This window comes from Nocardia sp. NPDC050718 (assembly GCF_040654235.1).
Lineage (GTDB): Bacteria > Actinomycetota > Actinomycetes > Mycobacteriales > Mycobacteriaceae > Nocardia.
Window position 1 is genome coordinate 15,055 of record NZ_JBFAHQ010000001.1, and the last position, 26,192, is coordinate 41,246.

General features: G+C 69.8%; 26 protein-coding genes and 1 tRNA gene. 18 read left to right on the plus strand and 9 right to left on the minus strand.

The annotated features are described in order from the left end of the window. The first annotated feature begins 20 nt into the window (after nt 1–20). From AB0H54_RS00065 to AB0H54_RS00085, 5 genes are all read left to right on the plus strand, one after another. Nucleotides 21–1,694 (plus strand): ABC transporter family substrate-binding protein, encoded by a 1,674-nt coding sequence (locus tag AB0H54_RS00065; RefSeq protein ID WP_357341732.1) that lies wholly within the window; start codon nt 21–23, stop codon nt 1,692–1,694. Between the two features lie 3 nt (nt 1,695–1,697). Further along, the gene (locus tag AB0H54_RS00070; protein WP_357341734.1) at nt 1,698–2,342 is read left to right on the plus strand and encodes a hypothetical protein; all 645 of its coding nucleotides are present in this window, start codon (nt 1,698–1,700) and stop codon (nt 2,340–2,342) included. A gap of 90 nt (nt 2,343–2,432) precedes the next feature. After that, the gene (locus tag AB0H54_RS00075; RefSeq protein WP_357341736.1) at nt 2,433–3,164 is read left to right on the plus strand and encodes a GntR family transcriptional regulator; all 732 of its coding nucleotides are present in this window, start codon (nt 2,433–2,435) and stop codon (nt 3,162–3,164) included. A 132-nt stretch (nt 3,165–3,296) separates the two neighbouring features. Then, nucleotides 3,297–3,908: a sterol desaturase family protein gene (locus AB0H54_RS00080; protein ID WP_355283670.1), complete on the plus strand. Its 612-nt coding sequence runs from the start codon at nt 3,297–3,299 to the stop codon at nt 3,906–3,908. A 143-nt stretch (nt 3,909–4,051) separates the two neighbouring features. Beyond that, on the plus strand, nt 4,052–4,522 hold the full coding sequence (locus tag AB0H54_RS00085; protein WP_357341738.1) for a hypothetical protein: 471 nt from the start codon (nt 4,052–4,054) through the stop codon (nt 4,520–4,522). A 10-nt stretch (nt 4,523–4,532) separates the two neighbouring features. Here AB0H54_RS00085 and AB0H54_RS00090 read toward each other — a convergent pair whose 3' ends face one another. Beyond that, nucleotides 4,533–5,081 (minus strand): TetR/AcrR family transcriptional regulator, encoded by a 549-nt coding sequence (locus tag AB0H54_RS00090; RefSeq protein ID WP_357341740.1) that lies wholly within the window; start codon nt 5,079–5,081, stop codon nt 4,533–4,535. A 121-nt stretch (nt 5,082–5,202) separates the two neighbouring features. Here AB0H54_RS00090 and AB0H54_RS00095 point away from each other — a divergent pair, with 121 nt between their 5' ends. The 5 genes from AB0H54_RS00095 to AB0H54_RS00115 all read left to right on the plus strand — a co-directional run bounded on the left by AB0H54_RS00095 (nt 5,203) and on the right by AB0H54_RS00115 (nt 11,050). Next, nucleotides 5,203–5,961, plus strand: coding sequence for a carboxymuconolactone decarboxylase family protein (locus AB0H54_RS00095; protein ID WP_357341742.1), 759 nt, complete (start codon nt 5,203–5,205; stop codon nt 5,959–5,961). Between the two features lie 149 nt (nt 5,962–6,110). After that, on the plus strand, nt 6,111–7,526 hold the full coding sequence (locus AB0H54_RS00100) for an MFS transporter (RefSeq protein WP_357341744.1): 1,416 nt from the start codon (nt 6,111–6,113) through the stop codon (nt 7,524–7,526). A 55-nt stretch (nt 7,527–7,581) separates the two neighbouring features. Then, nucleotides 7,582–7,785: a heavy metal-associated domain-containing protein gene (locus AB0H54_RS00105; protein ID WP_355283667.1), complete on the plus strand. Its 204-nt coding sequence runs from the start codon at nt 7,582–7,584 to the stop codon at nt 7,783–7,785. 20 nt (nt 7,786–7,805) lie between these two features. Then, complete coding sequence (locus AB0H54_RS00110) at nt 7,806–8,735, plus strand: hypothetical protein (protein WP_357341746.1); 930 nt, start codon at nt 7,806–7,808, stop codon at nt 8,733–8,735. A 59-nt stretch (nt 8,736–8,794) separates the two neighbouring features. After that, on the plus strand, nt 8,795–11,050 hold the full coding sequence (locus AB0H54_RS00115; protein ID WP_355283554.1) for a heavy metal translocating P-type ATPase: 2,256 nt from the start codon (nt 8,795–8,797) through the stop codon (nt 11,048–11,050). Between the two features lie 54 nt (nt 11,051–11,104). On the opposite strand, the gene AB0H54_RS00120 is transcribed toward AB0H54_RS00115, so the two are convergent. Beyond that, entirely contained in the window at nt 11,105–11,752 is a 648-nt protein-coding gene (locus tag AB0H54_RS00120) for a DUF6636 domain-containing protein (protein ID WP_357341748.1), read from the minus strand. A gap of 107 nt (nt 11,753–11,859) precedes the next feature. Between AB0H54_RS00120 and AB0H54_RS00125 the strand changes: the two genes are divergently transcribed. Beyond that, complete coding sequence (locus AB0H54_RS00125; RefSeq protein ID WP_357341750.1) at nt 11,860–12,519, plus strand: histone deacetylase; 660 nt, start codon at nt 11,860–11,862, stop codon at nt 12,517–12,519. A 73-nt stretch (nt 12,520–12,592) separates the two neighbouring features. Further along, the gene (locus AB0H54_RS00130; protein ID WP_357341752.1) at nt 12,593–14,023 is read left to right on the plus strand and encodes a lipase maturation factor family protein; all 1,431 of its coding nucleotides are present in this window, start codon (nt 12,593–12,595) and stop codon (nt 14,021–14,023) included. 45 nt (nt 14,024–14,068) lie between these two features. Here AB0H54_RS00130 and AB0H54_RS00135 read toward each other — a convergent pair. Continuing rightward, nucleotides 14,069–14,144: transfer RNA gene (locus AB0H54_RS00135), tRNA-Gly, on the minus strand. Between the two features lie 119 nt (nt 14,145–14,263). Then, nucleotides 14,264–14,638, minus strand: a complete 375-nt coding sequence (locus AB0H54_RS00140; protein WP_357341754.1) for a DUF6463 family protein — start codon at nt 14,636–14,638, stop codon at nt 14,264–14,266. A gap of 182 nt (nt 14,639–14,820) precedes the next feature. Here AB0H54_RS00140 and AB0H54_RS00145 point away from each other — a divergent pair, with 182 nt between their 5' ends. After that, nucleotides 14,821–15,243 (plus strand): hypothetical protein, encoded by a 423-nt coding sequence (locus AB0H54_RS00145; protein ID WP_357341756.1) that lies wholly within the window; start codon nt 14,821–14,823, stop codon nt 15,241–15,243. 15 nt (nt 15,244–15,258) lie between these two features. On the opposite strand, the gene AB0H54_RS00150 is transcribed toward AB0H54_RS00145, so the two are convergent. Further along, complete coding sequence (locus AB0H54_RS00150; protein ID WP_357341758.1) at nt 15,259–16,113, minus strand: NAD(P)H-binding protein; 855 nt, start codon at nt 16,111–16,113, stop codon at nt 15,259–15,261. A gap of 85 nt (nt 16,114–16,198) precedes the next feature. On the opposite strand from AB0H54_RS00150, the gene AB0H54_RS00155 reads away from it, so the two are divergent. Beyond that, nucleotides 16,199–16,996, plus strand: coding sequence for a helix-turn-helix domain-containing protein (locus AB0H54_RS00155; RefSeq protein WP_357341760.1), 798 nt, complete (start codon nt 16,199–16,201; stop codon nt 16,994–16,996). 31 nt (nt 16,997–17,027) lie between these two features. Here AB0H54_RS00155 and AB0H54_RS00160 read toward each other — a convergent pair whose 3' ends face one another. Next, on the minus strand, nt 17,028–17,789 hold the full coding sequence (locus tag AB0H54_RS00160) for a lysophospholipid acyltransferase family protein (RefSeq protein ID WP_357341762.1): 762 nt from the start codon (nt 17,787–17,789) through the stop codon (nt 17,028–17,030). A gap of 41 nt (nt 17,790–17,830) precedes the next feature. On the opposite strand from AB0H54_RS00160, the gene AB0H54_RS00165 reads away from it, so the two are divergent. The 4 genes from AB0H54_RS00165 (at nt 17,831) to AB0H54_RS00180 (ending at nt 21,254) form a co-directional block, all read left to right on the plus strand. Continuing rightward, nucleotides 17,831–18,775: a hypothetical protein gene (locus tag AB0H54_RS00165; RefSeq protein WP_357341764.1), complete on the plus strand. Its 945-nt coding sequence runs from the start codon at nt 17,831–17,833 to the stop codon at nt 18,773–18,775. A 43-nt stretch (nt 18,776–18,818) separates the two neighbouring features. Further along, entirely contained in the window at nt 18,819–20,354 is a 1,536-nt protein-coding gene (locus AB0H54_RS00170) for a Rieske 2Fe-2S domain-containing protein (protein ID WP_357341766.1), read from the plus strand. 189 nt (nt 20,355–20,543) lie between these two features. Beyond that, the gene (locus tag AB0H54_RS00175; protein ID WP_022566549.1) at nt 20,544–20,915 is read left to right on the plus strand and encodes a hypothetical protein; all 372 of its coding nucleotides are present in this window, start codon (nt 20,544–20,546) and stop codon (nt 20,913–20,915) included. Between the two features lie 36 nt (nt 20,916–20,951). Continuing rightward, on the plus strand, nt 20,952–21,254 hold the full coding sequence (locus tag AB0H54_RS00180) for a metalloregulator ArsR/SmtB family transcription factor (protein ID WP_355283664.1): 303 nt from the start codon (nt 20,952–20,954) through the stop codon (nt 21,252–21,254). A gap of 34 nt (nt 21,255–21,288) precedes the next feature. On the opposite strand, the gene AB0H54_RS00185 is transcribed toward AB0H54_RS00180, so the two are convergent. The 3 genes from AB0H54_RS00185 to AB0H54_RS00195 all read right to left on the minus strand — a co-directional run bounded on the left by AB0H54_RS00185 (nt 21,289) and on the right by AB0H54_RS00195 (nt 26,180). Then, nucleotides 21,289–22,332: a Gfo/Idh/MocA family oxidoreductase gene (locus AB0H54_RS00185; RefSeq protein WP_357341767.1), complete on the minus strand. Its 1,044-nt coding sequence runs from the start codon at nt 22,330–22,332 to the stop codon at nt 21,289–21,291. 66 nt (nt 22,333–22,398) lie between these two features. Next, the gene (locus AB0H54_RS00190) at nt 22,399–24,327 is read right to left on the minus strand and encodes a serine/threonine-protein kinase (RefSeq protein WP_357341768.1); all 1,929 of its coding nucleotides are present in this window, start codon (nt 24,325–24,327) and stop codon (nt 22,399–22,401) included. Continuing rightward, nucleotides 24,324–26,180, minus strand: coding sequence for a serine/threonine-protein kinase (locus AB0H54_RS00195; RefSeq protein ID WP_357341769.1), 1,857 nt, complete (start codon nt 26,178–26,180; stop codon nt 24,324–24,326). Before AB0H54_RS00195 ends, AB0H54_RS00190 begins: the two co-directional genes overlap by 4 nt. Nucleotides 26,181–26,192: the final 12 nt, after the last annotated feature.

Here is a 26,192-nt window from a genome sequence, read left to right on the forward strand (position 1 = left end):
CATTTGGAAAGGAGCGGACCATGCGGATTCGTTCATTGACCACGCGCCTGGCCATACCTCTGGTCATCGTCAGTGTGCTCGCTGCCGGGTGCAGCTCGGAGGAACCGCCGGCCGAGGGCCAGGCCGCGCTCGGCACGACCAACGACATCAATCCGAAGGATGTCAGCGAGCTGCGCGACGGCGGCAACCTGCGCCTGGCGCTCACCTCGCTGCCGGAGAACTGGAATTCCCTGCACACCGACGGCAACGACGGTGACACCGGTTCGATCCTGCGGCCGGTGATGCCGCGCGCGTTCAAGACCAATGCCGCGGCGGAACTCTCGGTCAACACCGACTTCTTCACCGATGTCGCCCTGACCAACACCGAGCCGCAGCAGGTGACGTACACGATCAACCCCAAGGCCGTCTGGTCGGACGGTTCGCCGATCACCTGGGAGGACTTCCAGGCCCAGGCCAACGCGCTCAGCGGCAAGGACAAGGCCTTCCTGATCGCGAACAGCAGCGGCTTCGACCGGATCGAGAAGGTCGAGCGCGGTGTCGACGACCGGCAGGCCGTCATCACCTTCAACAAGCACTACGCCGACTGGCGTGGCCAGTTCGCCGGTAACTCCTTCCTGCTCCCCAAGTCCGCCACGGCGACGCCGGACGCCTTCAACAACAGCCAGGTCAACGGGCTCGGCCTGTCGTCCGGTCCGTTCATCGTCCAGTCCGTCGACCGCGGCCAGGGTCGCGTCGTCCTCGCCCGCAACCCCAAGTGGTGGGGTGCGACGCCGAAGCTGGACACCATCACCTTCAGCGTGCTCGACAGCGCGGCCTTCGTGCCCGCGCTGCTGAACAACGAGATCGACGCGGTCGGCGTGGCCAGCCTGGACAACCTGAAGTCGGTGCGCAACGCGCCGGGCGTCGCGGTCCGCCGCGCACCCGGCAACAGCTGGGGCCACTTCACCTTCAACGGTGCGCCCGGTTCGCTGCTCGCGGAACAGGGTGTGCGCGTCGCGATTTCGAAGGCGATCGATCGGCAGGGCATCGCGACCGCCATCCAGAACGGTCTCGTCCAGGACCCGCAGCCGCTGAACAATCACGTCTACCTGCGCGGCCAGGACGGCTATCAGGACAACAGTCTCGGGTTCGACCCGACGGCGGCGGCGAGCGAGCTCGACGCCCTCGGCTGGAAGCTCAACGGCGACGTGCGCGAGAAGGATGGGCGCAAGCTCGAGATCCGCGACGTCATGTACAACGACCCGACCAATATCCAGATCGGTCAGATCATCCAGCAGAATCTCGCGCAGATCGGCGTCAAGCTGGTCATCGAGACCAAGCCGGGCGCCGGTCTGTTCTCCGACGTCCTGCAGCCGGGCAACTTCGATGTGGGCCAGTGGTTCTGGGCCGGTGACCCGTTCCCGCTGAGCAGCCTGACCCAGATCTACGGCTACTACCCGGACGACATCCAGGGCAACTACGGCCGGATCGGCTCGCCCGAGCTCAACGCCCTCATCGAGCAGACCATCTCCGAACTCGATCCGGACAAGGCCAAGGAACTGGCAAACCAGGTCGACCGGAAGGTCTTCGAGGAGGGCCACTCGGTGCCGCTGTTCCAGTCCGCGGGCAACGTCGGCGTGCGCGCCGATCTCGCCAATTTCGGTGCGGCGGGCCTGGCTTCGCTCGACTACACCAAGATCGGCTTCGTGAAGTAACCCGTGACCAGTTCCGGCCCGGCGCGCGCGCTCACCTACCCCCTGCTGGTCACGTCCGGCACCATCGCGGTCATCGCCGCGCTGGTGCCGTTCGCCGATCTCGATCAGCTGAGTGCGCTCGCCGTGGTCGTGCTGGTGATTCTCGCGGTCACCACCTATCAGGTGGGGCTGGCGTTCGGGGTCCTGCCGACCGGGCTCGTCGCGACGGGCACGGTCGGGGGGCGGCGGGTCCGGCAGCAGCATCGGCTGGTCAGCCGGTCGTGGCTGGAGATCACCAGCGGGGATCGGATGGTGTGGCAGCCGGTGTTCTACGAGCCGGGCCTGTCCGCGCTGACGCCGACCGACCTGGAGCTGACCGGGCGCACGATCCGCACCGGCGATACCCGCTTCTACCCGTCGGGCCGGGTCCGCAACACCGAGCCGGCGGGCAAGCTCATCGATAACCCGAGCCGCCCGTCCGAGGTCCCCGCATACGGCGTCGCCCGCCGCCTGATCCTCGATGTCCAGCCCGCCGTCGCCGCCCCGATCGCGGGCCTGCTGTGGGTCTACGTCATGAACGGCGGCATCCCCGCCTTCACCGGCGCCACTCTCGCCGCCGCCGCCACGTTCACCTGGTTCTCAGCCATCCGCGGCTCCGACCCCAGCTGATTCCCCCTGCTCAGACATGGGCACCAGCCCTGTCGATTCAACTGGTCTGACCACTTGACCTCTTGACCTGTTGGGGGGATTATCGAGGGCATGGCGTGGACTCCTGTCGTGAAGCGGTCGGTATCGGGTGATGTGTTCGAGCAGATCGCCGCCGAGGTGCTGGGCGGGGAGCTGGCGGCGGGGAGCACCCTGCCGAGCGAGCGCCAGCTGGCGGAGGCGCTGGGAGTGTCGCGGCCCGCCGTGCGGGAGGCGTTGCAGCGGCTGGCGGCCGCGGGGCTGGTGTCGGTGCGGCAGGGGGAAGCCACCACCGTGCTCGACTATCGACGCAGCGCCGGACTGGAAGTGCTGCCCCGGCTACTGCTGCGGGGCGACACCATCGATCCCGCCGTGGCGCGCAGCATTCTCGAGGCGCGGCTGCACAACGGTCCCAAGATCGCGGAGCTCGCGGCCGCCCGGGTCCGCGCGAAGGGCGCCGACGCGCTCGCCGCCGAACTGGACCCGCTCGGCGCGTCCGTGACCGCGCTGCTCGCCGAGGCGGACCCGCTCACCCAGCAGCGCATCGCCCTCGAATTCTGGGACCACGTCCTCGAGCTGGCCGATTCGATCGCGTTCCGGCTGATGTACTCCATGCTTCGCGCCGCCTACGAACCAGCGCTGGCGGCGCTCGCGCCGATCATGTCCGCCGAGGTGGGCAATGGTGGCGCGTATCGAGACCTGGCCGCCGCGATCACCGCGGGCGAGCCGGAACGGGCCGCCGAGTCCGCGCGAGCACTGCTCGGGCCGGCGACCACCGCTCTCATCCACGCCCTCGACGGGGCGTGATCCACCCGAGGAATCGCCATGAAGAATGACCGTCCGACAACGACGTCGCACGACACCACCGCGGCCGATCGGGGCCGCCCCACCGGATCCGGCGCGGCCCGCTCGCTCCGCCGCAGCGCCTCGCTGAGCGAGATGGCCCGCGAGTTCGTCCGGCATCCCTCGCCCTGGATGATCGCCACCGTCTTCGTCGCCGTCCTGGTGGCGCGCATCGCCGTCGGCGACTGGCAGTTCACCGACGCGCTCGTCCCGCTGATCGTCATCGGCACGTTCCCGCTGACGGAGTGGATCATCCACGTGACGGTGCTGCACTGGCGCCCGCGGCATCTCGGCCCGCTGACCATCGACAGCGAACTGGCCAGCAAACACCGTGCGCACCACACGGATCCGCGCGACATCCCGCTGGTGTTCATCCCACCCAAGTCGCTGGCGTTCACCATCGTCGCCCTGCTCGCGATCGGCCTGCTGGCCTTCCCGCGTCTCGGCCTCGGCCTGACCTTCCTGCTGACGATCACCACCCTCGGCCTGCTCTACGAGTGGACGCACTACCTCATCCACACCGACTACAAGCCCAAGCACGCTCTCTACCGGGCAGTCTGGCGCAATCACCGCCACCACCACTACAAGAACGAGCACTACTGGTTCACCGTCACCACCTCCGGCACCGCCGACCGCCTCCTCGGCACCGCCCCCGACCCGGCAACCGTCGCCACCTCCCCAACAGCCCGCCACCTCCACGCAAGCTGACCGGAAATGAGAATGGGACCCCGCGAGCGAGGTCCCATTCTCATTTCGTCTGTCCGCGGGGGGAGGCCGAAGCCCACGATTCCCACGACTAATGCGTCCAAGTGTACATTTTCCACTTCGCGGAAATCGCCACGCGAAACGCAGTGTCGGACGCGCTGACCGCGACCTATGGACCGCGATGGCCGTGGGACGGCAATTTCGAGCGCAGCCTTCCCGGGCCGGGCGGCCCCTCCTACAACCCGCGCCGGGACCTGACCCGGGCGCGCAGCAAGGAGCACACGACCGGAAAGGTGATCGCGGAACTGAAGTTCGCGTTCTGGCAGAGTATGTTCACCGCCCGCCACGACGTTCGGGTCTGGGATCACCAGATACTCACGCTGTTTCCGTCGAGAACTTCACACACCGCACGCGAGCTCCGCGGCCGGATCTACACCGACTTGGACTCGATCAGGAAGCTGCGCAACCGCGTCGCGCATCACGAGCCGATCTTCAGCAGAAATCTGACCGACGACCTCACCCGGCTGCTCGAGTTGGTCGAATTGCGGTGCACCGACACGGCGGGCTGGCTCCGCGCCATGGAGGAAGTCAGCACATTGTTGCCGCAGCGTCCCTGAGTACTACTGCTCAGGACAGGAGTTTCGTGGCGATGGTGGCGGCGCGGTCGGCGGCGGCCGGGGAGTTCTCGCGGACGGCGGTGACGATGGCGCCGTCGATGAGCAGGGCCAGTTCGGGGGCGAGGGTGTCTGGATCGGGTTGGTTTGCGGCGGTGAGTAATTCGGTGAGGTAGGCGATGACGCGGCGCTTGTGGCGGTCGGCTACCTGGTGGGCGGGGGCGGTGGGGTCGGCGACCTCGATCATCGTGTTGATGAAGGCGCAGCCGCGGAAATCGTTGCGGGCGAAGCGTTGTGCGAGTGCGGTGAAGACGGCCATGGGGCGCGCGGCGGGGTCGTCGACGGCTTCGACGGAGGTGCGCAGCCAGTCCAGCCAGCGGCGGTCGCGGTCTTCGAGGACGGCGACGACCAGGTCGTCCTTGCTCGCGAAGTGCCGGTAGAAGGAAGCGCGGCCGACGCCGGACTCCTGGAGCAGCCGATCGATCCCGACGGCGCGAATCCCCTCCGCGTAGAACAACTCCTCGGCGGTGTTGAGCAACCGCTGCTTGGCCTGTGTCGCCATGCGCTCACCGTACCAGAACGGAAACGATCGGTACCGAGTTGATTGACCACAACGGAACCGATCGGTACCGTCACGGCTCGGTACTGATCAGTACCGTTGTCGAACACCTCTGGAGCGCACCATGTCCCGACTGCCTGTTCTCTCCGCCGATACCGCCGATACCGAGCAGGGCGAACTGCTCACCGAAGTCCAGCGGCAACTGGGCCGGGTGCCGAATCTCTACGCCGCCATGGCGAACAGCCCGGCCACCCTACGGGGGTATCTGCGCCTGCGAGACGCGCTGACGGCGGGCACGCTCGACGCCCGTACCCGCGAGCAGCTCGCCCTCCTGATCGCCGCCGACAACGGCTGCGAATACTGCGTTTCGGCGCACACGATGCGCGCGGCGAAGATGGGTTTCTCCCCGGAGGCGATCACGGCGACACAGGCCGCGCGGGCCGAGGACCCGCACGCCGAGGCGGTGCTGCGCTTCGCCCGCGAGGTACTGCGCACCGGTGGCCGGGTGGCCGACGACCAACTGACCGAGGCCAGGAACAACGGCGTCAGCGATGCCGAACTGACCGAGGCCGTCGGCCATGTCGCACTGAATGTGCTGTCGAACTACTTCAACCATGTGGCCCGCCCTGAGCTGGACTTTCCACCCGCTCCCCACACGCCGAAAGCACCTGCGATGACACCGAAATGGCGAGCCGCCGACACCGTAGAACTGGTCGCGGGCTACACCCTGACCGATGCCGACGGCCAACAGACCGCGCTGGTGCGCGACGCGCGCGTCGCCATCGAGGGCGGCTTCGCGCACATCCGCGTCGACGGCAGCGACCGCGTCCAGGTGGTGTCGGCACCGGCCGTCGCGCTGATCACCTATCGCCCCGAATCCTGATCCGGCGCAGCACGAAATGCCCGGTCCACCACCGTGTGGGCCGGGCTTTCGACTGCCGGAATCCTTTCCGCCGGAGGCTTGACAGGTTTATACCCTAGGGGGGTATGGTACCGACCACGAGACGCTCTCCGCTCGAAAGGACGAAAGTCGTGACTACGCAATCGCAATCCACCAGGAAGTGGTGGGCGCTGGCGGTGATCGCCGCAGCGCAGTTCATGGTCATCATGGACACCTCGATCATCGGGATCGCGCTGCCGAAGATGCAGGCCGAACTCGGCTTCACCCCCGGCAATCTGACCTGGGTGTTCAACGCCTACGTGATCGCCTTCGGCGGGCTGCTGCTGCTCGGCGGCCGGCTCTCCGACCTGCTCGGCGCGCGCCGGGTCTTCGGGGCCGGCTGGCTGGTGCTGGCCGTGGGTTCCGTGCTCGCCGGTGCCGCGGGCACCGTCGGTCTCGAGCTCGCGGGCCGGGCGATCCAGGGCGCGGGCGCGGCACTGATCGCACCCTCGGCGCTGACCCTGCTGATGATGCTATTCGGCGGCTCGCCACAGGAACTCACCAAGGCGCTGGCCGTCTACGGCGCTGCCGCGCCCGCCGGTGGTACCGCGGGCGTGTTCCTGGGTGGCGTGATCACCGAATACATCAGCTGGCCTTGGGTTTTCTACATCAACGTCCCGATCGCGGTGCTGGCCCTGATCGCCGTTCCGCTGCTGATGCCCGCCGCCCCGGCCCGCAAGGGTTCCATCGACATCGTCGGATCCATCACGGTGACGGCCGGTTTGGCGGCCGCGGTGTACGCGATCGTGCAGGCGCCGGAGGCAGGCTGGGCCTCGGGGCAGACCTGGGGTGTGCTGGCGCTGGCCGCCGCGCTGCTGGCCGGCTTCGTCGTCCTCCAGTCGCGGCGGAGCGAACCGCTGATGCGGCTGAGCATCTTCCGCGCGCCGAACCTGGCCGCCGCCAACTTCGCCCAGTTCGCGCTGGCCGCCGCCTGGGTGCCGATGTGGTTCTTCCTGAACCTGTACCTACAGCAGGTGCTCGGCTACAGCGCGTTCCCCTCGGGCGCCGCGCTGCTGCCGATGACCACGCTGATCATGCTCGGCATGGTGGTGCTGGCCCCGAAGGCCATGCAGCGCTTCGGCGCCAAGCCGATGATCGTCACCGGCCTGATCGTGCTCGGCCTCGGCCTCGGGATCATGTCGCTGGTGCGGCCAACCGGCAACTTCTGGGTCGACGTGCTGCCCGCCTCGCTGGTGGCCGCGGGCGGTATGTCGCTGGCCTTCATCCCCTCGCTCGGCACCGCCATCTCGGCGGCGCGACCGGAGGAGGGCGGCTTGGCCTCGGGCATCGTCAATGTCAGCTACCAGGTGGGTTCCGCGCTCGGCCTGGCCGCGATGACGGCGGTCGCCGCCGCGTTCGGCGCCGGCGAACTGGGCGACGCCACGGCACTGACCGACGGCTACTCGGCGGCCTTCCTCGGCGCGGGCCTGCTGGCCCTGGCCGGCGCGGGCATCACCGCCGCGGTCATGCGGGCTCCGGCCCCGGCCACCGCCGACGCGACCGTTTGACAAAATACCCTAGGGGGGTATGGTAATGATTGAGATCGAGAACGAGGAGACCACCATGAGCACCACCACTGTCACCGTCACCGGTATGACCTGCGGTTGCTGCACCAACAAGGTGCGCGACAAGGTCGGCGCGCTGCCCGGCGTCACCGGCGTCGAGGTCGACCTGGCCACCGGCTCGGTGGCGATCGACGGCACCGCACCCGACCGCACCGCCCTCGCCGACGCCGTCACCGCGGCCGGCTTCCAGCTCGCCGACTGAACCCGAAACGGAGCATCCCGATGAACGCAACAGGCAAGTTCGCCGGATTCACCCTCGGCCTCGCGGCGGTCTTCGGGATCGCTCTGGCCGCAGGTGCCCTGGTCGGTCCGGAACCTTCCGAACCGGCCGGGCACGGCGAGCACGAGACCGCGGCGGCACCGTCGGCCGATCTGCCCGGCGGCCTGCTCGCCTCCGATCAGGGCTACACCCTCGCCATCGACAAGCCGAACACCACGACCGCGGCGCAGGCGCCGGTGAGCTTCCGCATCCTCGACGCCACCGGCGCACCGGTCACGAAGTACGTGACCAGCCACGACAAGGATCTGCACCTGATCGTGGTGCGGCGGGACATGGCGGGCTTCCAGCACGTGCACCCGGTGCTCGACCCGGCCGGTACATGGTCGGTGCCGCTGAACCTGAGCCGGGGCGGCGACTACCGGGTGTTCGCCGACTTCACCCCGGCGGGCGGGTCGAACCTGACCCTCGGCGCCGACCTGCGCGTCGCGGGCAACTACGACGTGCAGGCGCTCCCTGCCCCCGCGGCCACCGCGCAGGTCGGCGAGTACACCGTCGCGCTGAACGGCACGGTCACCCCGGGCGCCGCCTCGAACGTGACGCTCTCGGTGAGCCGCAACGGCACACCGGTCACCGACCTGCAGCCCTACCTCGGGGCCTACGGCCACCTGGTCGCCCTGCGCGCGGCCGACCTCGCCTACCTGCACGTCCACCCCGAGGGCGCGCCCGGCGACGGGGTCACCCCCGCCGGTCCCGGCATCGACTTCGTGGTGAACGCGCCGAGCGCGGGCGACTACCGCCTGTTCCTCGACTTCCAGCACCAGGGCGTCGTCCGGACCGCGGAGTTCACGGTGCGGGTCGCCCAGCCGGACGCCACCGGCGCGAGCAGCCCGGCCCCGACGAACGCACCGGCCGAACCCGGCCACGGGCACTGACGTAGCCCACCAGCAATCCCTCAGCAAGAATCGATACCAGGAACGAAACGGAGCACCCCATGACCACCGTGACGCAACCACCGGGCACCGGCCAGGTAGAACTGGTGATCGGTGGCATGACCTGCGCTTCCTGCGCGAACCGGATCGAGAAGAAGCTCAACAAGCTCGACGGGGTCACCGCGACGGTCAACTACGCGACCGAGAAGGCCAGGGTCGACTTCACCGGCGACGTCTCCCCCGAGGAGCTGATCGCCACCGTCGAGCAGGCCGGCTACACCGCCGCACTGCCCGCGCCGAAGCAGGCCGAGCCCACCGAGGACGCGGCCGCCGAACCCGACCCGACCGCTTCGCTACGCACCCGCCTGCTGGTCTCGCTGGTGCTCACCGTCCCGGTCATCGCGATGGCGATGATCCCCGCGTTGCAGTTCACCAACTGGCAGTGGCTGTCGCTGACGCTGGCCGCCCCGGTCGTCGTGTGGGGCGCGCTGCCCTTTCACAAGGCGGCCTGGACCAACCTGAAGCACGGCACCGCCACCATGGACACGCTGGTGTCGATGGGCACGCTCGCCGCCTTCGGCTGGTCGCTGTACGCCCTGTTCTGGGGCACTGCGGGCACGCCGGGCATGAAGCACCCGTTCGAGTTCACCATCGCCCGGATGGACGGCACCGGCAGCATCTACCTGGAGGCCGCGGCGGGCGTCACCACGTTCATCCTGGCCGGACGCTACTTCGAGGCCAGGTCCAAGCGGCGCGCCGGTGCGGCGCTGCGGGCGCTGCTGGAGCTGGGCGCCAAGGACGTCGCGGTGCTGCGCGACGGCGTCGAGACGCGGATTCCGGTGGAGCAGCTGGCCGTCGGTGACGAGTTCATCGTCCGGCCCGGCGAGAAGATCGCCACCGACGGTGTGGTGACCGAGGGCAGTTCGGCGGTCGACGCCGCCATGCTGACCGGCGAATCGGTGCCGGTCGAGGTCGGCGCGGGCGACGCGGTGACCGGCGCGACCGTCAATGTCGGCGGACGGCTCCTGGTGCGCGCCACCAGGATCGGCGCCGACACCCAGCTGGCGCAGATGGCCCAGCTCGTCGAGGACGCGCAGACCGGGAAGGCCCAGGCCCAGCGCCTGGCCGACAAGATCTCCGGCATCTTCGTCCCGATCGTCATCGCGCTGGCCGTCGGCACCCTCGGCTTCTGGCTCGGCACCGGTGGCGCGATCGCGGCGGCCTTCACCGCCGGTGTCGCGGTGCTGATCATCGCCTGCCCGTGCGCCCTCGGCCTGGCCACCCCGACCGCGCTGATGGTCGGCACCGGGCGCGGCGCCCAGCTCGGCATCCTGATCAAGGGTCCCGAGGTGCTGGAATCGACCCGCAAGGTCGACACCATCGTGCTGGACAAGACCGGCACCGTCACCACCGGCAAGATGACCCTGCTCGACGTGCTCCCCGCCGAGGGCGAGGAACGCGGCCGGGTACTGGAACTGGCGGGCGCGCTGGAACACTCGTCGGAGCACCCGATCGCCCAGGCGATCGCCAAGGCCGCGCAGGACGAGTTCGGTGAACTGCTGCCGGTGGAGGGCTTCGCCAATGTCGAAGGTCTCGGCGTGCAGGGCGTGGTGAACGGTTCCGCGGTGATCGTCGGCCGGGCCCGGCTGCTGGCCGACTGGTCGCAGCCGCTGCCGGCGCACCTGGAAACCGCCATGGCGGAAGCGGAGTCGGCGGGCAGGACCGCGGTGGCCATCGGCTGGGACGGCAAGGCGCGCGGCGTGCTCGTGGTCGCCGACGCCGTGAAACCCACCTCGGCGCAGGCCATCGCGCAGTTCCGCGCACTCGGCCTGACCCCGATCCTGCTGACCGGCGACAATGCCCGCGCGGCCCGCACCATCGGCGACGAGGTCGGCATCGACGAGGTGATCGCCGAGGTGCTGCCGCAGGACAAGGTCGACACCGTCAAGCGGTTGCAGGCCGAGGGCAAGGTCGTCGCCATGGTGGGTGACGGCGTCAACGACGCGGCCGCCCTGGCCCAGGCCGATCTGGGCCTGTCGATGGGCACCGGCACCGATGTCGCCATCGAGGCCAGCGACCTGACCCTGGTCCGCGGCGACCTGCGCGCCGCCGCCGACGCGATCCGCCTGTCCCGCCGCACCCTGGCCACGATCAAGGGCAACCTGTTCTGGGCCTTCGCCTACAACGTGGCGGCCATCCCGCTGGCCATGGCGGGCCTGCTCAACCCGATGCTGGCCGGCGCCGCGATGGCGTTCAGCTCGGTGTTCGTGGTGAGCAACAGCCTGCGGCTGCGGCGGTTCAAGTCGACGGCGCAGTAGGTCGCGACACCGGCCGAAGGGGCGCACCGGAAGGTGCGCCCCTTCGTCGTCGGGTCAGAAGATGGTCTGGCTGTCGGCGGAGATGGTGAAGCCGTGGCCCGCCGCGTCGCAGCGGATGCCCTGCTGGCTGGAGGTGCAGGCGACGCCGCGGACTACCAGCGTGTCGCCGTAGTGCAGGGTCGCGCCGCCGCCCTTGGTGGTGCCGTCGACCGGCTCGCCGACGAAGATGCCCTGGCTGGTGCACAGGAACTCCGACTTGCCGCCGACGGTGTGCACGGCGACCTTGCGGTTGGGCGCGTCGTCGCAGTTGGGCAGTTGCGGTGGAATGACATTCGCCTTGGACAGCTGGCAGCCGACGCCGAACGGGGCGTCGGCGAGGATGCCGCACATGATGTTGCCGGTGGGCGATTGGAAGTAGAAGCTGTCGCGCTGCTGGTAGTCGCGGGCGTCGACGGTGGCGTCGTCGCGGGACGGCATACCGGTGGGCACCGGGCCGGTGCTTCCCGAGCCATTGGGCACCAAAATCTGCCCTGACGGGGGGTTCGGCACCCAGATATCGGGGAGGATTTCGGGCGCGCTCGGCTGGATGACGGTGGCCGCGCTCGGCGGAGTGGTCTGCGCGGTCGAACCCTGGTCACCGGCACAACCGGCCAGTCCCCCTGCGAGCGCCACCAGCGCCGCCACCACGATTGCTGATCTCATTGGAACTCTCCCCTCGATGTCCTCCCGACCCATCGAAGGAAGAATCGACGACAGGAGCGGATTCGTTTCCTTCGCTCAGGGAACCGTGACCCACCCGAGGTGAGCCCGTGACCACAACTCAGCACGTCTGGTACGCCGCGTACGGCTCCAACATGCACGCCGCGCGGTTCGCTTACTACCGCGACGGCGGCACCCCGCCCGGCACCGCGCACACCTATCCGGGCTTCCGCGACCGCACGCCGCCGGTCGCGATCACGCCGCTGACCCTGCCGGGGAGCCTGTATTTCGCCTGGCGGAGCCAGGTGTGGACCGGCGGTGTCGCCTTCTACACCGATCGCCCGGCCACCGGCTGGCCGACCGGCGTCGCGGCCAGGGGGTACCTGCTCACCGTCGGCCAGTTCGGTGATCTGCTCGCCCAGGAGATGTACCGGACACCGAGCGCCGACTTCGATCTCGCGCCGGTACTGGCGGCGGGCGCGGTCGCGCTCGGTCCCGGCCGATACGAGACCGTCCTGCACGCCGGGACCGCCGACGGCGCGCCGATTCTCACCTGCACCGCGCCGTGGCGCCCGGAAACCGTTGACCTGCAACGCCCATCGGCCCGCTACGTCGGCATGATCGCCGCCGGTCTGCGCGAATCCCACGGCTGGGACACCGACCGCATCGTCGGCTACCTGTCGACGCGGCCCGGCATCGCCGCCCGCTGGCCCGAACCCGGCCTGCGTGCCGTGGTCGACGGCGGACCCGGCCTCGACCTGCCGGAATGACGGACGACGTTTCGCCGGACGACCATCGGGTAGACAATCGAACCAGGGAGCATGACCGTCCGGGAGCGGATGCATGGACTGGTTCACGGCGCCGGAGTACTGGCAGGGCAGGCTGATCTTCCAGCGTGGCCTGGCAGTGATCTACGCGCTCGCGTTCCTCGGCGCCGCGCTGCAATTCCGCGCGCTGCTCGGCGAGCGGGGAATGCTGCCCATCCCGCGCTTCCTGGCGCGCACCCCCTTCCGCCGGGCGCCGAGCCTGTTCCAGCTGCGCTATTCGGATCGCGGCTACGCCGTGGTGGCGTGGTCGGGCGTGGCCGTCGCGGTCGCCGTCGCCGTCGGGGCCGCCGATCTGGTGCCGCTGTGGGGGTCGATGGCGCTGTGGTTCGTGCTGTGGGTGCTGTATCTGTCGATCGTCAATGTCGGGCAGGCCTGGTACGCCTTCGGCTGGGAATCGCTGCTGCTCGAGGCCGGTTTCCTGGCGATCTTCCTCGGCAACGACACCGTCGCGCCGCCGCTGCTCGTGCTGTTCGCCGCGCGCTGGCTGCTGTTCCGGGTGGAGTTCGGCGCAGGGCTGATCAAGATGCGCGGCGACCGGTGCTGGCGCGATCTGACCTGCCTGTACTACCACCACGAGACCCAGCCGATGCCAGGCCCGCTGAGCTGGTTCTTCCACCATCTGCCCCGGCCGCTGCACCGGGTGGAGGTCGCGGCCAATCACTTCGCGCAGCTGGTGGTGCCGTTCGGGTTGTTCGCGCCGCAGCCGGTGGCGAGCGTGGCGGCGGGCATCGTCATCGTCACCCAGCTGTGGCTGGTGCTGTCGGGCAATTTCGCCTGGTTGAACTGGGTGACGCTGCTGCTGGCGACCACGGTGGTCGGCGGGCGGTTCTACCCGATGCTGCCCGACGCGCCAGAGACGCAGCCGCCGCCGGTGTGGTTCACCGGCGCGGTGTTCGCCTACCTCGGGCTGGTCCTCGTGCTGAGCTATCAGCCTGCCGCCAATCTGCTCTCGCCGCGTCAGGCCATGAACGCGTCGTTCGAGCCGTTGCACCTGGTCAACACCTATGGCGCCTTCGGCAGCATCACCAAGGTGCGGCACGAGATCGTGCTCGAGGGCACCGACGCGGCCGAGCTCACCCCGGAGACGGAGTGGCGCGAGTACGAATTCAAGGGCAAACCAGGCAAACCAGGCAGCCTGCCCCGGCAGTGGGCGCCGTATCACCTGCGCCTGGACTGGCTGATGTGGTTCGCCGCGCTGTCACCGGCGTACGCCAGGGGCTGGGCGGTCCCCCTGGCGCGGCGCCTGCTCCGCAACGACCCCGACACCCTGCGCCTGCTGCGGCGCTGCCCCTTCCCCGACGCGCCGCCGCGCTACCTGCGTGCCCGGCTCTACGAATACCACTTCAGCTCCCGTACCGAGTTGCGTCGGGACCGGATCTGGTGGCGGCGCAGACTGATCGGCGACTACCTGCCGCCGATGGCGCTCGAGTGGATCACTCGGCGCTGAGAACGCGAAAAGCCCGGCTCGACACACTGTCGACCGGGCTTTTCGTGGAGCGGATGACGAGATTCGAACTCGCGACCCTCACCTTGGCAAGGTGATGCGCTACCAGCTGCGCTACATCCGCACGCCGTGCGAGGCCCGTTCCGGGATCGCCGGGGGCTTCGTCGTGCGAGAAGGAACTTTAGCGCGTCGGCGGCGAAAAACGAAATCCGTGCGCACCGCCGACCGGCGGCGGCGGTGAGGTCAGCGGGGTGCGCGCCGGATACCGATCAGCAGCAGGACCGACGCGGCCGCGGCCAGCACCCAGGGCGCCGGCTCGAAGATCAGCGCGCAGACGACGGTCCAGACCAGCAGTGACCAGGCCAGGAACGCCGGCGGGGCGATCGCGCGCCGGTCGAGCCAGACGATCAGGCAGCCGAGGAGCAGCAGCGGGACCCCGAAGCTGCCCGGACCCATCCAGAACGCACCGATGGCGGGCGGCAGCTCGGTGATGTCGGCGTCGGGCAGCCACAGCCCGAAGGTGAACCACTCGCCGTAGTGCCGGTGCCCGAGCAGGGTCGCGGCGACGACGTGCGCCGCACCGAGGAACGCGAGCACGCGTCCGGCCCAGGTGATCATGCCTGCCTCCAGCAGAGTTACGAGACTCTTGATATCGAAACTAACAGTTTCGTATGCTGCCACAGGTCTCGCCCTCCCGCACCCGATCCACCGTTAAGCGCGCACCAAGAATCCGGAATCCCTTGCCGGGAAAGCTCTTTCCCAGCCCGGTGGATACCACCCGGGCACGAGGGAGGAACGGGATGAAGACTCTGGGGCTGATCGCGGCGGGCGTCGCCGCGACCACCGTGACCATCATGGGCGCCGGTCCGGCGCACGCGGACTTCACCGACGCGGTGGAGTTCACCGACAGCGGCGAGAACGTCGAGGAGGGGGAGTTCGGCGAGTACGCGGTCGACCGGAACAATCCGGGCTCATGCCTGGTGGTGCAGAACCACACCGGCGGCCGGGTGACCGTGCGGCTGAATTATCCGACCAGCCAGGGCAAATGGACCTTCGCCCACGATGACGTCGGCGTGCTCACCCGGAACAACCGGGTGGTGACCTCACCGTCCGGGCGCTGGAGCGTGCGGACCAACCCGCCGATCGTGTTCCACTGGGTCTACGACGGCAAGCTCAACAACCGCAAGGGCTGCAACGGATCCTGGGTGCTGACCATGAACTGATCCGGCGACGGCTGGTCACGGATGCGCGAAGGCGCTGCGATGATCGGCGGCCCACTCGGCGTAGCTGCGGGAGACGCGGCCGAGGATCTCGTCGACATCGGTGGTGACCACGGCGTTGTGGCCGTCACGGATGAAGTTCTGGCCGATCAGCGACCCTTCGACGAAGGCTGGTGGCAGTCCGGCGGCGGTCATGAAGGCGCGGGCGTCGGCCGCGGCGATATCGGTGACGGCGATCGGGCGGCCGAGGATCTCGGCGAGCTCGGCGGCCTGGTCGCGGGTGGTCTGCAGGGTAGGGCCGGTGAGGGTGTATGTGCGGCCGTGGTGCGCAGGATCGCGCAGCGCGGCCGCCGCGACCTCGGCGACGTCGCGGGGGTCGACCACGGCCTGTCGGCCGTCGCCGGTGAGGTTCGGTACCGGGTGGCCGTTGCGCATCGGTTCGATCCAGCTGAAGGTGTTGGACGCGAAGGTGTTGGGGCGCAGGATCGTCCATTCGAGACCCGAGGCGCGGACGGCGTCCTCTCCCGGCACATGCCAGGAACCGGGACCGGCGAGGCGGGGATCGCCGGTCCCGATGGCCGACAGTTTCACCACCCGGCGCACACCGGCGGCGCGCGCGGCCGCGACCAGCGCGGCGTCGACGCCGGTGTCGTCGGGGCCGGGCACGCCGTTGAGGAACGCGGCCTCGATGCCCGTCATCGCGGCGGCGAAGGTGTCCGGCTCGCGGTAGTCCACCCGGACCGCGTCGACGCCGGCCGGGAAGTCCGCGGTCGCCAGATCGCGGGCGGTCGCCCGCACCGCTACACCGTCGGCCACGAGGTGCCGGAGAAGATTGCTGCCGATGGTGCCCGTCGCACCGGTGATCAGGATCATGCGACGAGCATGGCAATTCCCCTGCCTGCGGCTATAGGAGAAATCGGCACAGCCGAACCGGGCCGCGGGCCCTACTGTTGACCGGGTGAGCACGCAGTATCTGACCTCGGCGCAACTCGAGTCCACGGTGGCGACACCGGAATCGCTGCGACCCTGGCTCACCGAGCTGACCAGCACGCCCGTCCACGACGACCACACCCGGCCGTTCGCCCATCCGCCGGTGGCGTCGACGACGGTTGTGCTGCGCACCGAACCCTCCGGCAGGCGACGGGCTTTCGTCGTCGGCGCGCAGACCAAGGCGGCGTACTCGCGCGCCGAGGAGCCGGCGGGCTGCGTGCGATTGCGCCTGGCTCCCGGCGTCTCGCGCCCCCTGCTCGGCGTCGCCGCGGGCGAACTCACCGACCGCGTGGTGCGCCTCGACGAGCTGCCCGGCCCGCTGGGTACCGCCGCGAGCGACCTGACGCGGCTCCCCGCCGACGAGGCCGTGCGCTACCTGGAAGACCTACTGCCGCATCAGGTCTCCGAGACCGCGACCGAGCGCGCGCATCGCCTCGTGTTGCGCGAGGCGATCTCGGCGCTCACCGCCGACCTCGCCCCTTCCGTCCCCGATCTCGCCGCCCGGCTCGCGGTCAGCGAACGCCAGTTGCGCGTCCTGTTCGCGACGGGAATCGGGGTCTCCCCCAAGCATTTCGCCCGCATCGACCGCGTCCGGCGGGTCCTCGCGTACGCGGGCAACACGCCGTGGTCCCATCTCGCGGCCGACACCGGCTACTACGACCAGTCCCATCTCACCGCCGATTTCCGCACCATCATGGGCGTCCCACCGGCGGCCTACCTGCACGGCAGGCTGCCAGCGCCGACCCGCTGCCGGCTACCGCGCTGAGCGCGCGGCCCCGGTAGCGAGTCGGCCGGGATCAGGCTTCCGGCTTCTCCTGCTGCGCGGCCTTGCGGGCGAGGCGCTCGGCGGCCTCGGCGTCATCGAGCGCGGTGGCCTCTTCGAGGGTCGGAGCACTGCCGCCGAGGCGACGCGGGACCCAGTAGGCGCCCGGCTCGTGTTCGTAGGACTCCTGGAGGTCGGCCAGCAGGCCCTGCATGGTGGTGCGGAGCTGAGCGGTCAGCTCGGCGGCGGGCTCGTACGGCTTGATCGGGGCGCCGACGGCGATCGAGATGGGGGTGTTGGTGCGGCCGAGCCGCTTCGGGAAGCCCTTGGTCCAGACGCGCTGGGCACCCCAGATGACGATCGGGATGATCGGGACGTCGGCCTCGAGCGCCATCCGGGCGGCGCCGGACTTGAATTCCTTGATCTCGAAGCTGCGGCTGATGGTGGCCTCGGGGTAGACGCCGACCAACTCGCCGTCACGCAGGTATTTCACCGCCGACTTGTAGGAGTCGGCGCCCGCGGTGCGGTCCACCGGGATGTGTTTGAGGGCACGCATGATCGGGCCGGAGATGTTGTTGTCGAACACCTCCTGCTTGGCCATGAACCTGATGTAGCGACCAGGCGTGCGGGCGGGCAGTCCCGCGTAGGTGAAGTCCATGTAGCCGGTGTGGTTGATCGCCACCACGGCGCCACCGGACGCGGGGATGTTCTCCGCGCCCTTCACGGTGAACTTCAGACCTTCGAGGAAGAAGACGGTTCGGGCCAGGCCGATGATCGACCGGTAGACGGGTTCCACAATTCAGCTAGCGTAGTCGCAGATCGTGCCACGGCCCAGGAATGAGGAACGTCGTAGTGGAACGCGCGCAGCCGCCCCTGCTTGCTCTGCCCCGTCCCCGCCCGCACCGCGCCGTCGCGCTGGCCGCGGGTCTCACCGTCACCGCGGCGCTGATCGCCGGGTGTGATTCGGTCTCCGGCATCCCCGGCGACGATCCGGCGCCCGCCGACACCACCACCGCGACGACGACCGCGCCGCCGTCGACCACGTCCACCGCCACCCAGGCGATCGCCCCCGGCGAACCCGCGCCGGGCAAGGCAGGCTCACTGCCCCCGCTGCCCGCCGACGCGCCGCAGGTCGGCGCGGTGCCCGGCAACGCCGACGCCGTGATCGCGGTCCGCCGCTGGGCCGCCGACCTGCAGACGAGCACTCCCGCCGAACTGCAGGCCGCCTGCTGGACCATCCCGCCGCGCACGGTCACCGACATGTACGCCGACCCGCAGTCGATCCTCGCCGCGCTCAGCCAGCCCGGCACGGCGACCGCCGACACCGTCACCTGGCGCAACCGCACGACCACCGTCACCGTCGACCGCGAGGCCATCGCCTCCGGGTACGCCTGCGGCCGGGTGTTCGCGGCGGGCGTCGAGCCGGGTTACGACGAGGCCGACGCCCGGCACACCGTCCGCCGCTACCTCGCGCGCGCCACCGGCAAACCGCTCGATCCGGCCGATGTCGAAGCCACCCATCCGCTGACCTGCAAGGCGACCCTCACCACCTGGGACCCGCAGGGCACCGGCAACCCCACAGCACCCCCGCTGACCAGCGACTCGGGCAAAGTAGGCAATGTCACCTCCTACACCGGTGAGGAGCTACGATCCGACCAGGTTCGCGGCGACTACCTGGCAGTTCACGTCCCGGTGACCACCTCGCCGGGGGGCACGCGGATGCGGACTTTCACCGTCGTACCGACCGCCGAGGGCTACTGCATCGGTGACGTAACGATTTAGCCACTACCCTGGTTGGCTGGTACTGGTAGGAGGAAACAAGCTCGTGCAGATCACCAGCGTCGGACACGCAGGCTTCCACATCCGAACCACAGCCGGGACGATCCTGTGCGACCCCTGGGTCAATCCCGCGTATTTCGCCTCGTGGTTCCCGTTCCCGGACAACTCCCAGCTCGAGTGGGAGTCGCTCGGCGATGTCGACTACCTGTATGTCTCGCACCTGCATCGCGACCACTTCGACGCCGCGCACCTGCGCAAGTACGTCAACAAGGACGCGACCATCCTGCTGCCGGACTACCCGGTGCCGGATCTGCGCCGTGAGCTCGAGGCGCTGGGCTTCACCAAGTTCTTCGAGACCGAGGACTCGGTCAAGCACACCGTCACCGGGCCCAAGGGTTCGCTCGACATCATGATCGTGGCGCTGCGCGCGCCCGCCGACGGCCCGATCGGCGACTCCGGCATTCTCATCTCCGACGGTGAGACCACCTGTTTCAACATGAACGACGCGCGCCCGGTGGACATGGACGTCATCCACGACGCGTTCGGTGACATCGACATCCACCTGCTGCAGTACTCGGGCGCCATCTGGTACCCGGCCGTGTACGACATCCCGGCGCGCACCAAGGCCAACTTCGGCAAGCAGAAGCGCCAGCGCGGCATGGACCGCGCCCGCTCCTACATCGAGCAGGTCGGCGCCACCTGGGTGGTGCCCTCGGCCGGTCCGCCGGTGTTCCTCGACGACGAACTGCGCTACCTCAACGACGATCGCGGCGACGAGGGCAACATCTTCCCCGACCAGATCGTGTTCCTCGAGCAGATGGAGATCCACGGCAACGCCGGCGGAATCCTGATGATCCCCGGCTCGGTCGCCGACGTGCGCGGCAAGGAACTCGACCTCGCGCACCCCTTCGACCCGGACCGGATCTACGGCGACAAGGCCGCCTACATCGCCGAGATGGCCGAGCGGTTCGCCCCGGCGCTCGCGGCCGAGAAGGCGTCCTGGGAGACCGGCGACGGCTCGCTGCTCGAGCCGCTGCGCGAGCTGTTCGAGCCGATCATGAAGCAGTCCGCGCTGATCAGCGACGGCATCGGGTACCCGGTCGGCCTGGTCATCGGCGAGGAGACGGTGGTGCTGGACTTCCCGCACCGCACCGTCCGCGAGCCGATCGAGGGCGAGGGCCGCTACCGCTACGGCTTCCGGATCGCGCCCGAACTGGTGCGCACCGTGCTGCGCGACAACGAGCCGGACTGGGTCAACACGATCTTCCTGTCCACCCGGTTCCAGGCGTGGCGCATCGGCGGCTACAACGAGTTCCTCTACACCTTCTTCAAGTGCCTCACCGACGAGCGCATCGCCTACGCCGACGGCTGGTTCTCCGAGGCGCACGACGATTCCGCCGTCACCGAGCTGGACGGCTGGGAAGTCCAGCGCCGCTGCCCCCACCTCAAGGCCGACCTCTCCAAATTCGGTGTGGTGGAAGGCAACAACCTCACCTGCAACCTGCACGGCTGGCAGTGGGACCTGGAATCGGGCCGCTGCAAGACCTCCAAGGGCCACGAGCTGCGCTCGCGCAAGCTCTGACCCGAACGCCGAACGGGCGGGACGACTTTCGTCCCGCCCGTTTCGTCTGTCCACCCGCCTGTCCACTGTTTGCATAACTTGCAAACTGCCAATCTTCGGACAATTCCGGGTCGATTCGGCCGACGGAACGGCGCCGAGCGCCTAGCGTCACCATCGACGATCAACCGCTCCGATTCGGAAGGAAATCCCTTGGCGGACATGGACATCGCACTCAAGGAAATGATGCTGCTCGATGGCGCGCTCGGCGCCTGCATCGTCGACTACACCAGCGGCATGACCCTCGGCGCGATCGGCGGATCCAAGACCCTGGACCTACAGGTCGCCGCCGCGGGCAACACCGAGGTGCTGCGCGCCAAGGTCCGCACCATGGAGCAGCTCGGCATCGATGAGGGCATCGAGGACGTGCTCATCACTCTCAGCGGGCAGTACCACCTGATCCGGCCGTCCAAGGCGCGCCGGGCCAAGGGCCTGTTCCTCTACCTGGCCATGGACCGCACCCGCGGCAATCTCGCGCTCGCTCGCCGTCGCCTCGCCGACATCGACGCCGAGCTCGAGATCTAGCCGTCCGTGCCCGGGACACAGCGGCCGCTCTATCAGATGAAGGCCGACTTCTTCAAAACCCTCGGGCACCCGGTGCGGATCCGTGTGCTGGAGTTGCTGAGCATGCGGCCGCACGCCGTCGCGGAGATCCTGCCCGAAGTCGGCGGCGAGGCGGCGACCCTGTCCCAGCAGCTGTCGGTGCTGCGCCGGGCCGGGTTGGTGACCTCGCGCCGGGACGGGCAGTCGGTCACCTACGCACTCACCTCACCGGGGGTCGCCGAGCTGCTCGCGGTCGCCCGCGGCATCCTGACCGGGGTGGTCGCGGTGCAGGTGGAAGCGCTCGCGCCCGCGGACCGCTGATCGCCGTTCCCTGACCGGGCCGGATCGCTCCCGGTCAGGGCGCGTCCCGGCCCGCCACCTGCACGGCGTACTCCAGGATGCGCAGGGTTTCCACGGCGTCGCGGGGGTCGACCGGGACCGGGGTGCCGTCGAGGAGGGTCGCGGCCATGCCCGCGTAGAAGGCGGGGTAGTCGCCGGGGCGGGTGGGGAGGGGGCGCAGGTCGTCGCCCGCGCCGAAGGTGCCCCACCGCTCGGGTGGGACTGTGCCCCAGGGTTTTCCGTCGCCGGGGCGGCGGCCCGCGCGCAGGTCGTCTTCCTGTGGGTCGAGGCCGTGCACCGTGTAGCCGTTCGTCGAGCCGAGGACGCGCAGGCGGGGGCCCAGCTGCGGGGTGACGGCGCTCATCCACAGCTGCGAGCGCGTTCCGGAGGCGTGGGTGAGGGCGAGGAAGGCGTCGTCGTCGGAGTTGACGCCGGGACGGCGGCGGTCGAGTTCGGCGTACAGCTCGGTGACCGGGCCGAACAGGGTCAGCGCCTGGTCGACCAGGTGACTGCCCAGGTCGAACAGGATGCCCGCGCCCTCGGCGGCGTCACCCACCTCGCGCCAACCACCCTTGGTGACCGGGCGCCAGCGTTCGAATCGCGACTCGAACCGGCGCACCTCACCGAGTTCGCCTTCCGCCAGCAGCGCGCGGACGGTCAGGAAGTCGTTGTCCCAGCGGCGATTCTGGAACACGCTCAGCGCCAGTCCCGCCTCCTCGGCGGCCGTCACCACCGCGTCGGCGTCGGACGACGTCACCGCGAACGGTTTGTCGACCACCACCGGGAGCCCGGCGGCCAGCGCGCGCGACGCCAGCGGCGCGTGACTGCGATTCGGCGTGGCGATCACCGCCAGGTCGATGCCCGCCGGATCGGCGAACAGTTCGTCGGCGTTGCGCACCACCCGCACACCCGGATGCTCGGCCCGCGCCCGCTCCGCCCGCTCCTCGGACGAGGTGACCACCGTCGCCACCCGCAACCGCGGATCGGCCGCGATCAGCGGCGCGTGGAACACCGAACCGGCCAAGCCGTACCCGACTACCGCTACCCCGAGCTGGTCCATCGCTGTCCCTTTCGTGGTGGGTCCCGGGGTCGAGTATGCCCCCGGGGCCGACGGGGGACGGGGATCTCAGCGGTTCGGCAGCTTCTCCGCGGCGGAGCGCAGGACCTCGGCGGCGATCGCGCAGTAGTCCTCGCGCATGCCCTCGGCACCGTGCACCGTGACCTCGACCGTCTCCTTCTCGGACCGGGGGGCGAGGTAGGCCCTGGTGCACATGGCCTTCGTGCTGGTGGCCTGGTCGACGTAGAGCCGGTAACCGTCGACGGATACCGTCACCTGCTCGTTGCCCGAGGTGTACCTGCTGCTGCTGACGAGTTTCAGGCTGAGCTGCACGCTGCCGTTCAGCTGACAGGTGTGCGCGTCCGCGACCGTCGGCGCGGGCGCCAGCGCGCCGATCCTGGCGGCGACCAGCTCACGATCGAGCAGGGTGCACGGCTCGACCAGCGCCAAGGACGACTCCTGGTGCGCGGCGCGCGGCGCGGACGACAGCGACCGAGCGATATTGGCCGCGACGTAGTCGATGCCCTCGCACCCCTTGACGCCACTCGGTTGATAGAGGGTGATGACGATGCCCGACGGACCCTCCGCGCCCGGACTGGCGATGGCCCTGGTGCAGCCGGCCGCACTGCCGTCGATGATCGGCACACCGTCGACGATGGTCTGGTTCGGCGTCAGGTACATGTCCTCGGTGCCCAGCTCCAGGCTCAGCGAGGTCCGGTTGGAGGTGGCGTAGCAGCCCCAGGTCGTGGACGTGTCCAGCTTCCAGGTGTCGGCGGCGAGCGGGGCCGGCGCGACCGGGACGGCGTCGCCGATGGCCTTGCGGAGCCAGGCGCACGCGTCGGTCTGGCGCAACTGGGCGAGGGTCAAGCCGGTCACCGGCGCCGGTTCGCTCGCCGGTCTGGTGGCCAAGTAGGCGAGGCCGCCGACCACGAGCAGCAGCGCCGCCAGCCCGCCTGCCAGCGCGCTCCGGATTTTCGGGGTTGCCGAGTTCCAGCGGCGCAGGCCGGATCGCATCGCCCGCCTGCTCGTGTCGAGCGCGGTCTGCCCGGCACCGGCGAGCACTTCTGGCAGCGGCCGCGCCGGTGGCGCCACCGGCGCGACGACCGGCGGCAACCCGGCGAGCAGGGCGGACACCTGGTCCTGCTGACGGCCGATGTCGTCGAGTACCGGCGCGGGCCAGGGCGGGGCTGCCGCGGGCGGACCGCCGAGGTACTCCAGCATCTGACCCGGCGTCGGCCGGGCCGCCGGGTCCTTGCGCAGGCACGCGGCGATCAGCTCGTACAGCGGTTCGGGCACCCGGCTCAGATCGGGCTCGCGCTGCGCGATGTTGAACAGGATGTACGGCACCGACGGCGCGGTGAACGGCGCGCTGCCGGAGGCCGCGAAGGCGAGCACCGAGCCGAGCGCGAACATGTCGGCGGCCGGGGTGATCGCCAGCCCGAGCGCCTGTTCGGGCGCGAGGAAGTCCGGGGTGCCGAGGGCGGTCACGCTGCCGGTCGTCGGCGGTCCGGCGACCGGCGTGATGCCGATCTCGTTGAGCCGTCCGCCCTCGCGTGCCAGCAACACCGAGTCGGCCTTGAGCCGCTGATGGACGAGGCCTGCGGCGTGCACGGTCCGCAATGCCGAGGCCAGAGCAGCGGCGAGCGCGCGGACGGCGGGCACCGGCAGCGGGCCGTGCTCGGCGACCGCGCGGTCGAGCCGCACACCCGGCACGAATACCGAGGCGAGCCAGGGCTTGTCGGCATCGGCGTCGACATCGATCACCGTCGTGTTGCCGGCGCCCGAGACCCGCATCGCGGCGACCGCGCTGTGCCGCAGCCTGATCCGGAACTCGGGCTCGTCGACCAGTTCGGCCTCGGCCTGCCGCACGACGACGAGGGAATCGTCGGGGCCCGCCGCGAGCAGCGAGCGGAAACCCGCGGTCGAGTCGAGGGCGCCGATGACGCGATAGCGGCCGATGGTGTCCGGTTCGCCGGGACCGCGGGGATGAATCGTCATGAGGTCGGCAACTTCGTGAGAACGGGCGCGAACAGGGTGGCCGCGGCATCGCACGGGCTCAACGGTCCCGGCTTGTACGCCGAGTACATGATGCGCACTTGCTCCGCCTGGTCGTCCCGGCTGGGCCTGGTCAGATAGGCCAGCTCGCAGTAGTTGACGTTTTCCGTCTGGACGTTCACCGTGCGCCCCGCGATCGTCCTGGTGGGCCGGACCTTGCCGCCGACCACGTGGTCGGGCCGCAGGCGATCGTCGAGGTCGAGCGCGACGTACCCTTCCCGCCCGTCCGCCACGCAGCCGTGCACCGTGCGGCCGCGGGCCGGGTCACCGGTCACCGAAGCGATGTCCGCGGAATCCAGCAGCACGCAGGGATCGAGCCGCAGCACCGAGTTCGCGGGGAGGTCGCGCAGCGGCGGGTTGACCGCGAGGCGGCGTACCACCGCGACGAGTCCACGTTCGACCGCCGGACAGGTGTCGCTGCCCTCGAAGGTCGACGAGCTCAAGGTCAGCGCCATCGGCAGCCCGCTCTGCGCCACGACCGAGCGGTCGCAATTGCGGGCTTCCTTGTTCCGGCCGAGCACCGGCATCCAGTTGATGGTGCTGCCCATCGGGGTCCTGCCCTTGATCTGCTCGACCGGGGAGCCGTTCTCGAGGGTGAGCTGCATCTTGCGACCGGATGGTTCGCGGTAGGTGAGGCTGCACGAGTGCACGCCGTTCGGCACGAGTTCGCCGGTCGCCGTGCCGAGTTCACCGAGCACCGCCGGCTTCAGCAGCTCGCAGAGATCGAGCCTGCGGCTCTCGTCGACGGTCAGCGCGAGCGCTGGATCGTCCATCGCCACCGCGTTGCCCTCCACGCCGATGCCGACGATCGTGATGACGCCGAGCACCAGGGCCGACACCACCGCGGCCGCGACGACGAAGCGCGACATCGGCCGCTTCGGCTGGTCGACCGGCTCGGGGGCGACGGTCGCGGTGCCGTCGGCCCAGCGTGCCGCCTCGGCCTGGCATTCCGCGATCCGCCTGCGGATCCGGACCGGCCACACCGGCTCGGCCTCGATCCGGCTCGCCGCGTCGAGCAACTGCTCCGGGGTCGGGCGCGCCGCCGGGTCCTTCGCCAGGCACGCCTCGACCAGCGCGCGGATCGGCGGCGGGATGGCCGTGGTGTCCGGCGCGGTGTAGAGGACGTTGTAGAGCACCTGCGGCGTCGACGCGGCCTCGAACGGGCTGACCCCGGTGGCCGCCATCGCCAGCACCGCGCCGACCGCGAACACGTCGGAAGCCGGGGTGAGCGGGTGGCATTCGGCCTGCTCGGGCGACATGTACGCGGGCGAGCCGAGCACCGCACCGGTGGCGGTGAGGGCGACGTCGTCCTCGAGCGCCTTGGCGATGCCGAAGTCGATGACCCGCGGGCCGTCGTTGGTCAGCAGGACATTGCTCGGCTTGAGGTCACGGTGCACCAGGCCGGTCCGGTGGATCTCGAGCAGCGCCATCGCCAGCCCGGTGGCCAGCAGCTTCAGCCCGCTCACGGTCAGCCTGCCGTACTCGCCCACCATCTCCTGCAACGAGGGGCCCGCGATGTATTCCGAGGCCAGCCAGGGTGTTTCGGAGTCGGCGTCGTGGTCGACGACGCCTGCCGTGTAGGCGCCGGTGACCTGCTGGGAGGCGAGCACCTCGCGCCGGAACCTGGCCCGGAACTCGGGGTTCCCGGTGAACTGGTGGTGGATCTGCTTCACAGCGATCAACCGGCCGTCGGGGCCTTGTCCCAGCAGCACCTGCCCCATGCCGCCCCGGCCGACCACGGCCAGCAGGCGGTTGCGGCCGAGCCGATCGGGATCCCGTGGACCCAGTGGTTTCATCGCTCGTCTCCC